Below are 12,858 nucleotides of genomic sequence, written 5' to 3' on the forward strand. Positions count from 1 at the left end.
CACGCTATGGAAGACGGTACTAGTCATGCATATGGAGCATATTGTCGAGTGAGCCGTTGCGAGCCCCACCCGCCGCTCCGCGGCCTCGAATCAGTGATGAAAGTGACGGCCCTGCATACTCTTCACTTCCTACATCCCTGTAGGTCGTATTCACGGCGCACCTGAGATCAAGCACTTGCATTGCTCGCCAAGTACCAAGCTTGTGAGCGTGCGTTTACCCGGAGGCGAAGGACTATACAGATCAACCGCGCATCGATGTGTTTAAAGGGTGCGGAGCAACGCATGTGTTCATGCACACGGCACCAGCATCTGTTCCTGCGGTTCTGCAAGTTTCGGTGCGCTCTGCGATGCGGTTATCGGGTCAAGGCAGTGACCCATCAATGCTCCAGTCCAAGTTCGAGGGATCCCCAGACCTTGCGCAGATCCGCCCGCGCCATTTCGGCCTGCAGGCCGATCGGTGTGGAGAGCACCACTATACCGACATAGGACGAACCGTCCAGCAGCGCCCACGCTTCAAGTGCTTTTGCTTTGAGGCGGCTTCCCACACAACCGCCCGGAGCACAGTATCCGTACCAGACCAACCGCTGCAGACCCGATTTTTCGATAATCAGCTCCCGTAACGGAATGCCCGGCCCGACCGGATGTTCGACAACAGGACGCCAGGGGTCGCTGAACATTTGCTGCGACCCACTGGTATAGTCACCGCCGTTTCCCACGAGAAAGGCCCCCGCATAGACCTCGACAGCGCTGCCCTCGATCGCCAGCCGAAGCTTGATTTCCTCAGCGACACCGGTGAAAGCCGGACTCCAGTTGCCTTCCGGCGTGCTGTTCAGTTCCTCATAGGGAGTGGAGAGGGTCAGCTCGGCATCGAAGCCACGGTCGGCCACGGAAAAAGGGATAAAAGAGGCGACGATCAGCGAGATGGCTGCCAGGCTGGCGACACGGTACCCGACTCTCCTATCGCTCCTCGCCTGTTGGATCTCCAGTCCCGGCTCCGGGGCTTCACTCCAGCGCCGGCCGACCGAAAAGAGCATGAGCATGGCGAAGAAATAGACGAACCATCCCCAGCCGTAATGGTCCTGCACAATCGTCGACTCGATACCCAACAACTGTCCGAGCCCCACCACGCCGGCGGCCCGAAAGGCGTTGGCCAGCACCGCGACCACCAGAGCGGCCAACATAAAGAGCACCCGCCGCTTGAGGCTGGTATAAGTAAAGTAGGCATACAGAAGGGCCAGAGGAAGGGTCGCCTCGAGAAAACGCCAGCCGGCACACGTCTCGGCCACTTCGAAAGTGCCGGCCGGGGTGTGGAGCATATAGCCCTCCCAGACCACCAGGAGCCCGACCGCTTGCAGCAGGAAAACCGAAACGCCGGCGGTAATGTCCTGCAGCCAGGTCACCGGAGGCTCATGCAGCGGCAGTGCAAGAAACAGGAACGTCAGGGGAAATGCCAGCGCCTTAACGAAGCCCCTTCCGTACAGCGTCCATACACCCGTGACGACCATAAGAAACAGCAGATAGTTTTCGGCGGTTTCCAAAGCCAACAGATGGGCCAGTTTCCAGATCACCCCGAGCACAAGCAGAACCACAGCCCCGAAAGGCACCGGTTTTATGGCGATCCGCGCCAGGTTATGCCGCTCCCGCCACACAAGACCCACCGCGATCAACGCGATCAGAAACCCCTGGCCGTAGTGCCCCTGCCACTGCGCCACCAGTGATGCCAAAGAAGGGAAATACAGGACCGCAACCAGCGCAAGCAAAACAAGTCCGGGAATGGCCCGATGGCCGGCCTTCAGCCCTCCGCGGTCCGGCTGAATTACCGCCTCGGCTTTCATAATTCAGCCCGGAGCGCTTCGGCCTCCTTCCGGGACGGGAAGGATTTTTCGGACGATAGCAGTTCGCCCAGAATTGCCTTGGCCTTCTCCGGCTTTCCCGCCTCGATATAGGCAAGACTGGCGGAATACCCGATTTCGGGATTCTCCGGCCGGGCACTCCAGGCCTTTTCCAGCAGCGGGAGCGCCTTTTCAACCCGGCCTGCTTTCATCCAAATCTGACCCAGTGTATCGGCCACTTCCGGGCTGCCGGGAGCCAGTTCGAAGGCCTTTTCCGCCAGGGCCTGTGCCCGCTCATCACCGTTTTGGTGATAGAGCCAGGCGAGATTATTGAGGACCAGCGGCTGGTCCGGGTGGCGGGCATGCACCTTTTCGTATTCGCGGATGCTGCGCTCCACCCGTCCGGCGGCCTGGTGGACCTGAGCGAGCAATATGCGCACGCGGTCATCCTTCGGCTGTTGCTGCAGGTGACTTTCGAGGCTCCGATAAGCCGACTCGTGGCCTGCGGCTTTTTGCATTTCATACCGCTTCACGGCGATTCGACTCATCGATTTTTCAGCGTAGACCTCGCTGTACATGGCGAGCGCGGACTCAGGCCTGTGCTGGTGCTTGAGGACATCGCCGAGAAGAACCCGAAGCCGCCAGTCGGCTGAACGCCCCCGCAAAAGCATGCGGAGATGCTCCTCCACCTCCTTATGACGTCCCTGTTTACGGTAAGCAGAGACCAGCGCGCGCCTCGCCTGGACATGACCGGGAGTGTTAACAAGGAGGCGCTCCCATGTCGATATGGCCGCGTCGATATCCTCCTGGGCAAACAGCGTCTTGCCGAGCATGAATGCCAGCCGATCCGCCCGCGGGGTCTCTTCGAGGGCGGCTTCAAGAAGCCCCCGCGCCTTCTTGAAATCGGTCTGAACCAGAGCCACCTCGGCCACCACTGCAGTCGCATCGGCGTGCTCCGGCGTGAACGGCTCCAATTCGGCCGCTACAGCGGCGGCGGCTTCGATTTTTCCTACTTTCATATACGCCAGTGTCAGCAGAATCTTCGGCTCGAGCGCTTCGGGATCAAGGGTCAGGGGCTCGAGCATCTCGATCATCTGTTCGTGTTCATCGGCCATTTCGCTGACCCTCGCCAGCTGCAATCTCACCTGAGGGTTATCGGGATCGAGTTGATAGGCCTGCTCCAGGTACTGCCTGGCGATAGAGGTGTACCCCTGCTCAAGGTGAGCTCCCCCCATGATCAGCAGGCCCGGCACAAAATCGGGCTGCGATAGATAGACCTGATTGGCGTGTTGGATGGCGCTTTCGTAGTCCCCCTTTGCTTTTGCAATAACGGCACGGAGGAAAGAACTCTGGACCGTTTGCGGGAAAGTCTCCGCGAGGCGCTTCACCCCGATACTGGCCGCCTCGATGTCGCCTTCGGCCAGCATCGCCTGTATCACACCGGTCGCCGCACGCTCCTCGTATTCAACCGTCAAAATGGAGGAGAATGCCTCTCTGGCCGCTTTCGGGTTATGCTCCGCCAAGGCCAGATCCCCGGCCAGGAGCCGGATTCTCCTCTCTTCGGGCGCCATCTCGGTGACTTTGTCCAGGTAGCCATGAACGCCTTCCAAGTCGTTCATGGCCAGGCTCATCCGACCGAGCGCAAGCCAGCCCTCCAGGGCTATCTTCTCGAACCCCGCGGCTGCGCTGTAGCTACTTTTCGCGGACTCCCACTGGTGCAACCGGGCCTGGGCATGACCCAGTAACAGTAATGCCTCGCCCTGGCCGGTTGCCTCCAATTCGGCCGTCGTTGGCAAAAACTCGATGACCGCTTCCGGCTGGCCGGTGGCGAGCAGCGCACGCGCCCGGGTGATGCGCGCTCTCTCCAAGGAGAAGCCTAAATCCACAGCCATATTCACGGCCCCCAGCGCCGAACCGGGTCTCCCGGTGGCCAAGTGGGTCTTGGCGAGAAGGTAGTGAGCATCGGCCCGTTCGGGAGCCTGTTCCAAAAGTGCTTGCAGCCGAACCCGGGCCTCCCGGTAGTTCGCATCGGCGTAGGCCTGCTGTGCTTGCGCAAACAACTCTTCGGGATCGGCAAACCAGCTGCATGCCGACAGGACGAAAACGAGCGATGCCACACCCCCGAGGCGAACAATATCCATGTCCGGACTCTCTCCCTGGACTGCGAATGGATGCCGGTAGGCCAGTGTCTTTCTCCTGACCGGCTATCAAAAATCTAGACGCCAGCAACCTCTTCTTCCAGCAACAATCACATCGTATCGATGTCAGTGTCGGTCTTGCGATACCGATTGCACTCGGAGAGGAGGTTGCAGGTGGTACTCAGGGCCGGTCGAGGATGGGGCCCAATCGATAGGAGGCGGGTCGCCCCCGCCGTCCTCGCACACCACCGGGCATACGGTTTCGTACCACGGCGGTTGATGCGATACATTTGAGCCGATGGTAGAGGCCATCAGCTACCATTCCAGAGGCGATCAAAGAGCTTTCTTCGGAAAGGGCCCTCATCAGAGCACCACCACAATGGCGGGGGGGACCACCAGGCACGGCGCTACGCGCCATGACTGGCGCACAAACGAAAAAGCCCGGCCAATTGGCCGGGCTCTTCCGATCGCTGACTCGACAGCGTTTTGTCTGGTAGGCGCGAGTGGACTCGAACCACCGACCCCCACCATGTCAAGGTGGTGCTCTAACCAGCTGAGCTACGCGCCTGTCGAGAGCGCGATAAGATACCTATGGCAAGTTGATAATGCAAGAGGCTGGCGGCCTGTTTGGAAAAAATGGTTCCTTTGAATATCCAGTCTAGTCGGACGTGACCACCAGATTGTCGCGGTTATTTTCAAGCAATACGGGACCGATTCCTTTTATCTCCTGCAGGTCTTCCACGCTCTTGAAAGGTCCATGCTGCTCTCGGTACGCCACGATGGCTTCCGCTCGCACTTGGCCGACTCCGTCGATGGCCTCGGCCAGGACCCCTGGACCGGCGGTATTGATGTTGACCGGCTGGGCCGAAACGGCGGCCGAAAAGAAGATCGAAATGGCTGCGATTATGAAACTGATATTTTTCATCGGTGACTCCTTGTCATCGTTGCTGGGCCGCCATACCCCTTGATCTGCCTCGACTTCCCTGTCGTGGAATTCATCCCTGATGTCGCTTAACCTACCCCCGATCGCCTAACGGAGTCTGTAGGGTATTTCAGTCACATTTTGTAGGCTTATTCTGACAAGCCCAACCGGGGCTCCTATTACGGCGCTCCCACATGCTACATTGACAATTGGATTCGTCTTCCGAAGTAGAAAAGCCAAACGATGATGAAAAAAATTACCAAGGCGGTATTTCCAGTGGCGGGCCTGGGGACTCGATTTTTGCCTGCTACCAAGGCCAACCCGAAAGAGATGTTACCGGTGGTGGATAAGCCGCTCATTCAGTATGCCGTTGAGGAAGCGGTGGCTGCCGGCATGACCGAGATGATCTTCGTAACCGGCCGCAATAAACGCTCCATTCCGGACCATTTCGACAAGGCCTATGAGCTCGAACACGAGCTTGAGTTTCGGGGCAAGAGCAAACTGCTGGAAATCGTCCGCGGCATCGTACCGGACAACGTCACCTGTATCTATATCCGACAGAATGAAGCCTTGGGGCTGGGTCATGCGGTGCTGAAGGCGCGCCCCGCCGTCGGCAATCAACCCTTCGCTGTTATCCTCGCCGATGACTTAATCGAGGATGGTTCGACAGGATGTCTCGCTCAGATGAGCAAGCAGTTCGAGTACTACAACTGCAGTCTCATTGGTGTCGAAGACATTGACCCCGAACAGAGCGATCAGTACGGTATCGTAAAGGCCATGCCCATGGAGGGTGCCATTTCAAAAGTGGAAGGCATCATCGAAAAGCCGAAGCCGGAAGTCGCCCCATCGACACTCGGCGTGGTTGGCCGTTACATCCTCACGCCACGCATTTTTGATTTTCTCGAGCAGACGGGAACCGGTTCGGGCGACGAGATTCAATTGACCGACGCCATCGCCGATCTCATCGAAGATGAGCAGGTACTCGCCTACCGGTTCGAAGGCAAACGCTACGACTGCGGCAGCAAGCTGGGGTACCTTCAGGCCACGGTGGAATATGCCCTCCGCCACCCGGAACTGCGAGATGACTTTCGGGAATATCTGAAAACCTTTTGCTTGCCAGACCAATAACCTTGCCAATTATTGGCCGGGCAGCAAACAGGTGGTAAAAACATCCCGTCCCGACAGCCCTCTACACGCGGCGCCGCTCATCCCCATCGGCGGGCACAGCCCCTGCTATTCCCAGGTCCTGTGTCAAATGCGAAAGCTCGAATCGTACAGGGTCTTGGCCGTTCAAACACAAAAAAGCCCGAATCCTGGCAGGAATCGGGCTTTTCTTCAATTGGCTCCCCGGGACGGGCTCGAACCGCCGACCCAGTGATTAACAGTCACTTGCTCTACCGACTGAGCTACCGGGGACTTGCTTGAGGCCGCGTATACTACCGGCCGATCTCGGTGTGGTCAATACCCTTTAAAAAAGGCCGCGCCGGTTTCCCGGTGCGGCCCCTTGGTTTGCCGACATCCTTGTCGTGCCTACTTCCTTGTGGCACTGATAACTCTAGGTCACGGGGAGCCTGGAAGAAAGCTTTATCCTGTAGGAATTGTCTTTAAAACCCGTAAGTATTTGCCTACTCTTCCCCAAGCAAGCGGGCAAGACGATCGAGGGCCTCGCGCAGGTTATCGAGACTGGTGGCGAACGAAAGTCGCATATAGCCGGGCTTGCCAAAGGCAGAGCCCGGTACCAGGGCGACTTCCGCCTCGTTCAGCAGATATTCGGCGAAATGCACATCGTCTTCGGCACCGATGGCACCGATCGCCCCGCTCATGTCCGGAAAGCTGTAAAACGCCCCCTGCGAGGCGAGGCAATACACGCCCTTGATTCGGTTCAGACGCTCGACGACGAAGTCGTGACGCTCCTTGAATGCCTTCAGCATCTCCTGGATGCAGGATTGGTCGCCTTTCAGCGCCGCTTCCGCTGCCGCCTGGGAAATGGAGGCCGGGTTGGAGGTGCTCTGGGATTGAATCTTCTTCATCGACTGAATCAACATCTCCGGCCCGCCCGCATAACCGATACGCCAACCGGTCATGGAGTAGGCCTTGGAGACACCGTTCATCACTACCGTTCGCTCGTAGAGTTCCGGGCAGGCGTTGACAATGTTGCAGAATGGTTCGTCGGCCCACAGGATATGTTCGTACATATCATCGGAGGCAATGACGATCTCCGGATACTGCTTGAGCACTTCGCCTAGCGCGGCCAGTTCCGCCCTGGTGTAGGCCACGCCGGTCGGATTGGAGGGACTGTTCAGGACCACGAGCCGGGTTCGCGGGGTGATGGCCACCTGAAGCTGCTCAGGGGTGACTTTGAAGCCCTGCTCGATACCGGCTTCGATGATCACCGGCTTACCCTCGGCCAACAGCACCATGTCCGGATAGGAAACCCAGTAGGGAGCGGCGATAATGGCCTCGTCACCGGGATTGAGCAGCGCCTGGGCCATATTGTAGAAGCTCTGCTTGCCGCCACTGGAGACCAGGATCTGTGCCGGCTGATATTCCAGCGCATTATCCCTACGGAACTTTTGAATCACTGCGTCTTTCAGACCCGGTGTACCATCGACGGCCGTGTATTTGGTGAAGCCGCCCCGGATAGCGGCAATTGCCGCTTCCTTGATGTGTTCGGGGGTGTCAAAGTCAGGTTCGCCGGCCCCCAGGCCGATAATGTCCTTGCCTTGAGCTTTAAGCTCCTTGGCGCGTGCGGTCACGGCGAGGGTGGGAGATGGCTTGACGTTCTGAACACGATGGGACAGCTGGATATCCAAGAAATGCTCCTTGACACTTAGGCTTTGAATCAGATTACCCCCTAATATACTTGAACGCTTCGCGCACCTAAATCCCCTTATGAGCAAGTCATTTATTTTAAAATCCGATTATTCCCCCGCCGGGGACCAGCCTGAGGCGATCCACCGCCTCATCGAGGGGCTGGAGGCCGGAGAGGCCGGGCTGACCCTGTTAGGGGTGACCGGGTCAGGCAAGACCTTCACCATCGCCAACGTGATACAGGAACTGCAGCGTCCGACGCTGATCATGGCCCACAACAAGACCCTGGCGGCCCAGCTTTACGGCGAAATGAAGGAATTTTTTCCGGAAAACGCCGTGGAGTACTTCGTCTCCTATTACGATTACTATCAGCCGGAGGCCTATGTGCCCTCCTCGGATACCTACATCGAGAAGGACGCCTCCATCAATGACCACATCGAACAGATGCGGTTATCAGCCACCAAGGCCCTGCTTGAACGGCCGGACACCATCCTGGTAGCAACGGTCTCTGCCATTTACGGGCTGGGCGATCCCCAGTCTTATCTGGGGATGGTGCTGCACTTGTCACGCGGCGAGACAGTGGCTCAGCGTCAGATCCTTCGCCGACTGGCGGAACTGCAATACACCCGTAACGACACCGAACTGCAACGCGGCAACTATCGGGTGCGCGGCGAAATTATCGACATTTTCCCCGCCGAGTCCGAACGCGAGGCCGTTCGGGTCGAACTGTTTGACGACGAAATCGAATCCCTGGCCTACTTCGACCCCCTTACCGGCGAGGTCCTCTCCCGGGTACCGCGACTGACGGTCTATCCCAAGACCCATTACGTCACACCGCGCCAGACCATTCTGGAGGCCATCGATCAGATCAAGGAAGAACTCAAGGCGCGCCTGGACGAACTCTACGCGGCCAACAAACTGGTGGAGGCGCAGCGCCTGGAGCAGCGGACCCGCTTCGACATCGAGATGATGATCGAACTGGGCTACTGTTCGGGGATCGAGAACTACTCGCGTTACCTCTCCGGGCGAGCACCTGGTGAGCCGCCGCCGACGCTGTTCGATTATCTACCCGACGACGCACTGCTGGTGGTCGACGAGAGCCACGTCACCGTCTCACAGATCGGCGCAATGTACCGGGGGGACCGCTCCCGCAAGGAGAACCTGGTCACCTACGGCTTCCGCCTCCCCTCGGCACTGGATAACCGTCCGTTGAAATTCGAGGAGTTCGAGCAAAAGGCCCCGCAGACCATCTTTGTCTCCGCCACGCCCGGAAAATACGAATCGGGTCACTCGGGGGAAGTGATAGAACAGGTGGTACGTCCCACCGGGCTGGTGGACCCGGACCTGGAGGTCCGCCCCGCCACGACTCAAGTGGACGACCTGCTTTCGGAAATCCGCAAGCGGACCGCCAACAAGGAGCGAATCCTGGTCACCACCCTGACCAAGAAGATGGCCGAAGACCTGACCGATTATCTGCAGGAGCATGGTGCCAGGGTCCGCTACATGCACTCGGATATTGACACGGTAGAGCGGATGGAGATTATCCGCGATCTGCGCCTGGGCGAATTCGACGTACTGGTAGGGATCAACCTGCTGCGTGAAGGTCTGGATATGCCCGAGGTCTCCCTGGTGGCCATTCTGGACGCCGACAAAGAGGGCTTTCTGCGCTCCGAGACGGCGCTCATCCAGACCATCGGGCGGGCCGCCCGCAATGTGCACGGCAAGGCCATTCTCTATGCGGACAGGATCACCGGATCCATGCGCCGTGCGATTGACGAGACGGACCGCCGCCGCGACCGGCAGACTATCTACAACGAGGCCCACGGGATTACCCCCAAGGGCATCCAAAAGGCCGTACGCGATATCCTCGAAACGGGTTACCCGGGAGCACCCGGTACGGCAAAGCGCTACGCCAAAGTCGCCGAAAACGTCATCAGGTACGCCGGTCTGAGCCCGGCCGAGTTCCGGAAAACGCTCAAGGAACTGGAAGATAAAATGTACCAGCATGCCCGCAACCTCGAGTTTGAGGAGGCCGCCAACATGCGCGACGAGATCCACCAGCTCAAGGAACAGAACATGGGACTGGGGGAGCCGGCTTCCGACTGAATGTGAAGGAATACCCGCAGAGGGGCAGAGTACGTGAAGATGAATCCTCGGGAGGACTTGATGTTCGCGGCGAATTCTACGCCTCCAGGAGCCTGTCCGAGAATAGCAATGGGCTCCAAAATGTAGGTTGGCGCTGAGGAACGAAGCCCAACAAAATCAGCGTTGGGGTTCGCATAACTCACCTCAACCTACAAAAAACGATGTTCCCGGGCAGGCTCCTATGCGTTTAGAGGCCGAGTTCCTCTTCGATCTTGCGAAGGGCTTCCAACGGGTCTGAAGCGGCCGTAATCGGCCTTCCAATCACCAGGTAGTCGCTCCCCAAGCGGATGGCCTCACTCGGCGTGGTAATCCGTTTCTGATCGTCGGTCGCCGCCCAGGCCGGGCGAATCCCCGGGGTCACCAGGCAAAAGTCACCGGCAATCTCCCGCCGCAACCCGGTCACCTCTTTCGGCGAACAAACGACACCATCCAGGCCGGCGCGCTGGGCCAGACTCGCCAAGTGTAAAACATTGACCTCCGGATCCTCGGGCAGCTGGATCTCTTTCAGGTCTTCGCTCCCCATGCTGGTGAGGATCGTCACCCCGATAAGCAGGGGGCGGCGCTGCCGCTTGTCGAGGGCCTCGCGCGCCGCTTCCATCATGCGGCGTCCGCCCAGTGCATGAACGTTGACCATCCATACCCCCAAATCCGCGGCAGCCTCACAAGCCCTCGCCACCGTGTTGGGGATATCGTGAAACTTCAGGTCGAGGAAAACGTCATAGCCATCCGCCACCAGACGCTCCACCAGCCGAGGTCCTCCCCGAACAAACAATTCCTTTCCAACCTTCAGACGACATCGTTCGGGGCTCAGCCGTTCAACCAGTCTGAAAGCCTGCTCCAAATCAGGAAAGTCCAGTGCCACAATGATTTTAGGTCCGTCATCAGCCATGTTGGGCTTACTCTCCTTCAACACCGTGGATGGGCTTGATAGTGCTCCACTGTTTGCAACCGGGACACTGCCAATGAAGCGTTCGGCCGTTAAAACCGCAGTGACCGCATATGTAGACCGGCTTGCCTGTGAGAATCTTATCAACGAGAGTTTGGAGAATCGAGAAATCCTGCTTTGTTACTTCCCCGGAACCGGTTGCTTTCAATTCTATCAGCCGCGACATACCGCGCACCGAAGGATGCTGCTCAAGGTAGTCGGTCAAAAACCCGACCGCCCGTTCTTCGCCCTCCACTCTTTGCAGCTGCCCCACCAGGGCCAGAGCAATAGTTGCGGAGCCATGGTGCTGCAGGATATCGGTCAGGAAAGCGGTGGCCTCCGACGGCCGCTGCAATGCGCTGTAGCATGCCTCTACCGGCCCGCTGACTTCCGGCAGATAGTCCGGATCCTGCTGTTCTACCCGCTTATATGCCTTGAGCGCCGCCTTCGGACTACCCGAGCTCAATAGCAATCGCCCTTCAATAAGACTGGCGCGCACGCAGCTTTTGTCCTCTGCGAGAGCCTTCTTCACCATCTTCTGAGCCTGCCCGGAACTCCCCCTTCCGAGTTCCATCTCGGCCAACTCGCAATAAAAGTGAGCGATTGTGGGCCGCATCTGTTTCCCCGATCGACCATCAAGCCGTCGTGCCGTATCGATGGCCTTTTCCCACTCCTTCTCCTGTTGGTAAATATCGATCAATTGCTGTAGCGAAGGCGAGCCATAAGTACTATCTTCCACCAACTCAAAAAACAGGCTTTCAGCCCGGTCCAGCAGCCCGGCGCGCATATAGTCACGCCCGAGCTCGAAGAGCGCCTGGTTCCGTTGTTCTCGGGTCAGTGTCGGGCGGGCGATCAGGTTTTGATGAATCCGAATGGCGCGATCGACCTCACCACGTCGCAGAAAAAGATTCCCGAGTGCAAAGTGTGTCTCGACGGTTTCGCTGTCCACCTCCAGCATGTGGACAAAAACTTCAATCGCCTTATCCGGCTGTTCATTCAATAGAAAATTCAGTCCTTTGAAATAGGCCGACGAGAGTCGCGCGTCCCCGCCTTCACGCCCCTTTTGGTGCGACCGGCTTCCGGTCCACCAACCGGAGTAAGCAGCTACCGGAAGCAACAGAAACAGTAGCTCCAGCATCATTTCAGCGGCTATCCCGAACCGGCAATTCCCTTATGTTCTGGATCTCCTGCTCAGCCAAACGCAATCGCCGGCGCAGACGGTTAGTTTCATGCTTTCTGGCAAGGAGCATGCCAGCTGCAGTCACAAGACCCAACAGCGCACCCACGGCGAGCGCACCTACAACCACGAGTGCCAGAGGAATCACGGCTTCGCCAAAGTAATAGTTAAGGTGAACATCGCCCGCATTCAGCACGGCAAACCCGAGCCCTACGGCAGCGAAGCACAACAGAATGATTAAAGCTAGGATACGTTTCACTCTCTACCCCGGGAGGCCGACAACATATGGGCAAGATACTACAAAGGGGGGCTACTACTCCAACCAATGCTTGCCCAAACCGGACATCCGAGCAAAACCCGGTTCGCATTATCTGTAAAACGCTTCGTTGGAGCGGTCAGTTACGAATTTTGGAAGAGAGGCGAAGAAATTGGAATTGGCGATTAAGCACCGCTGTCCCGAATTTCCAGTCCGCGTTCCATGCCCTCATTGACACGGTCCCGCAGCTCTTTGCCCGGCTTGAAATGAGGCACAAACTTCGAATCAAGAGCCACCGCTTCACCGGTTTTGGGATTACGACCCATGCGAGGGGGCCGATAGTGTAGCGAAAAGCTACCGAAGCCACGGATTTCGATTCGATCGCCACTAGCCAGGGTCTGGGCCATATGCTCCAGTACCGTCTTCACCGCAAGCTCAACGTCTTTTTGCGCAAGCTGCGACTGTTTACTGGCAAGTATCTCGATCAGTTCGGATTTTGTCATCATGATATCCGCGAGAGAATGGAGGTCCGGCTACGAGCCGGACCTCCCAATCGTACTGCTCACTGCTAACTAGCTGTCGAATTAAACGCTAACCTAGTGCGGAAAAGCCAAAATGGACCCAACCCGGCTTTCCCTCGCTACAATCGGTC

At 58.0% G+C, this 12,858-nt stretch carries 10 protein-coding genes and 2 tRNA genes; 2 read left to right on the forward strand and 10 right to left on the reverse strand.

Translation table 11 applies throughout. The features are described from left to right. Nucleotides 1-377 precede the first annotated feature (377 nt). The 4 genes from xrtA to Q7L05_RS01760 all read right to left on the reverse strand — a co-directional run bounded on the left by xrtA (nt 378) and on the right by Q7L05_RS01760 (nt 4,895). A complete protein-coding gene (gene xrtA, locus Q7L05_RS01745; RefSeq protein ID WP_303901106.1) occupies nt 378-1,835 on the reverse strand; it encodes an exosortase A in 1,458 nt (485 codons plus the stop codon). Further along, nucleotides 1,832-3,973: a tetratricopeptide repeat protein gene (locus Q7L05_RS01750; RefSeq protein ID WP_303901108.1), complete on the reverse strand. Its 2,142-nt coding sequence runs from the start codon at nt 3,971-3,973 to the stop codon at nt 1,832-1,834. The genes xrtA and Q7L05_RS01750 overlap by 4 nt, the downstream gene beginning before the upstream one ends. Before the next feature lie 488 nt (nt 3,974-4,461). Beyond that, nucleotides 4,462-4,538 (reverse strand) — tRNA-Val (locus Q7L05_RS01755). A 90-nt stretch (nt 4,539-4,628) separates the two neighbouring features. Next, nucleotides 4,629-4,895 (reverse strand): ComEA family DNA-binding protein, encoded by a 267-nt coding sequence (locus Q7L05_RS01760; RefSeq protein WP_303901110.1) that lies wholly within the window; start codon nt 4,893-4,895, stop codon nt 4,629-4,631. Between the two features lie 240 nt (nt 4,896-5,135). Here Q7L05_RS01760 and galU point away from each other — a divergent pair, with 240 nt between their 5' ends. Next, on the forward strand, nt 5,136-6,020 hold the full coding sequence (gene galU, locus Q7L05_RS01765) for a UTP--glucose-1-phosphate uridylyltransferase GalU (protein ID WP_303901112.1): 885 nt from the start codon (nt 5,136-5,138) through the stop codon (nt 6,018-6,020). 212 nt (nt 6,021-6,232) lie between these two features. On the opposite strand, the gene Q7L05_RS01770 is transcribed toward galU, so the two are convergent. Then, nucleotides 6,233-6,308: transfer RNA gene (locus tag Q7L05_RS01770), tRNA-Asn, on the reverse strand. Between the two features lie 209 nt (nt 6,309-6,517). Next, nucleotides 6,518-7,705: a pyridoxal phosphate-dependent aminotransferase gene (locus Q7L05_RS01775; protein ID WP_303901114.1), complete on the reverse strand. Its 1,188-nt coding sequence runs from the start codon at nt 7,703-7,705 to the stop codon at nt 6,518-6,520. Between the two features lie 79 nt (nt 7,706-7,784). On the opposite strand from Q7L05_RS01775, the gene uvrB reads away from it, so the two are divergent. Then, nucleotides 7,785-9,809 (forward strand): excinuclease ABC subunit UvrB, encoded by a 2,025-nt coding sequence (uvrB, locus tag Q7L05_RS01780; protein WP_303901116.1) that lies wholly within the window; start codon nt 7,785-7,787, stop codon nt 9,807-9,809. Between the two features lie 226 nt (nt 9,810-10,035). Here the strand turns inward: uvrB and pyrF are convergent, their stop codons facing one another. From pyrF to ihfB, 4 genes are all read right to left on the reverse strand, one after another. After that, nucleotides 10,036-10,737 (reverse strand): orotidine-5'-phosphate decarboxylase, encoded by a 702-nt coding sequence (pyrF, locus tag Q7L05_RS01785; RefSeq protein WP_303901118.1) that lies wholly within the window; start codon nt 10,735-10,737, stop codon nt 10,036-10,038. A 7-nt stretch (nt 10,738-10,744) separates the two neighbouring features. Then, the gene (gene lapB, locus Q7L05_RS01790; RefSeq protein ID WP_317623077.1) at nt 10,745-11,914 is read right to left on the reverse strand and encodes a lipopolysaccharide assembly protein LapB; all 1,170 of its coding nucleotides are present in this window, start codon (nt 11,912-11,914) and stop codon (nt 10,745-10,747) included. 1 nt (nt 11,915) lies between these two features. Further along, nucleotides 11,916-12,209, reverse strand: a complete 294-nt coding sequence (locus tag Q7L05_RS01795; RefSeq protein ID WP_303901119.1) for a LapA family protein — start codon at nt 12,207-12,209, stop codon at nt 11,916-11,918. 182 nt (nt 12,210-12,391) lie between these two features. Then, the gene (gene ihfB, locus Q7L05_RS01800; protein WP_303901182.1) at nt 12,392-12,709 is read right to left on the reverse strand and encodes an integration host factor subunit beta; all 318 of its coding nucleotides are present in this window, start codon (nt 12,707-12,709) and stop codon (nt 12,392-12,394) included. Nucleotides 12,710-12,858: the final 149 nt, after the last annotated feature.

This window comes from Thiohalomonas denitrificans (genome assembly GCF_016841685.1).
GTDB lineage: Bacteria > Pseudomonadota > Gammaproteobacteria > Thiohalomonadales > Thiohalomonadaceae > Thiohalomonas > Thiohalomonas denitrificans_A.

Excerpts from the sequence above, each read along its gene's own strand:
- xrtA (WP_303901106.1), bottom strand. The coding sequence starts at position 1,835 with ATGAAAGCCGAGGCGGTAATTCAGCCGGACCGCGGAGGGCTGAAGGCC.
- Q7L05_RS01750 (WP_303901108.1), bottom strand. The coding sequence starts at position 3,973 with ATGGATATTGTTCGCCTCGGGGGTGTGGCATCGCTCGTTTTCGTCCTG.
- Q7L05_RS01760 (WP_303901110.1), bottom strand. The coding sequence starts at position 4,895 with ATGAAAAATATCAGTTTCATAATCGCAGCCATTTCGATCTTCTTTTCG.
- galU (WP_303901112.1), top strand. The coding sequence starts at position 5,136 with ATGATGAAAAAAATTACCAAGGCGGTATTTCCAGTGGCGGGCCTGGGG.
- uvrB (WP_303901116.1), top strand. The coding sequence starts at position 7,785 with ATGAGCAAGTCATTTATTTTAAAATCCGATTATTCCCCCGCCGGGGAC.
- pyrF (WP_303901118.1), bottom strand. The coding sequence starts at position 10,737 with ATGGCTGATGACGGACCTAAAATCATTGTGGCACTGGACTTTCCTGAT.
- lapB (WP_317623077.1), bottom strand. The coding sequence starts at position 11,914 with ATGATGCTGGAGCTACTGTTTCTGTTGCTTCCGGTAGCTGCTTACTCC.
- ihfB (WP_303901182.1), bottom strand. The coding sequence starts at position 12,709 with ATGACAAAATCCGAACTGATCGAGATACTTGCCAGTAAACAGTCGCAG.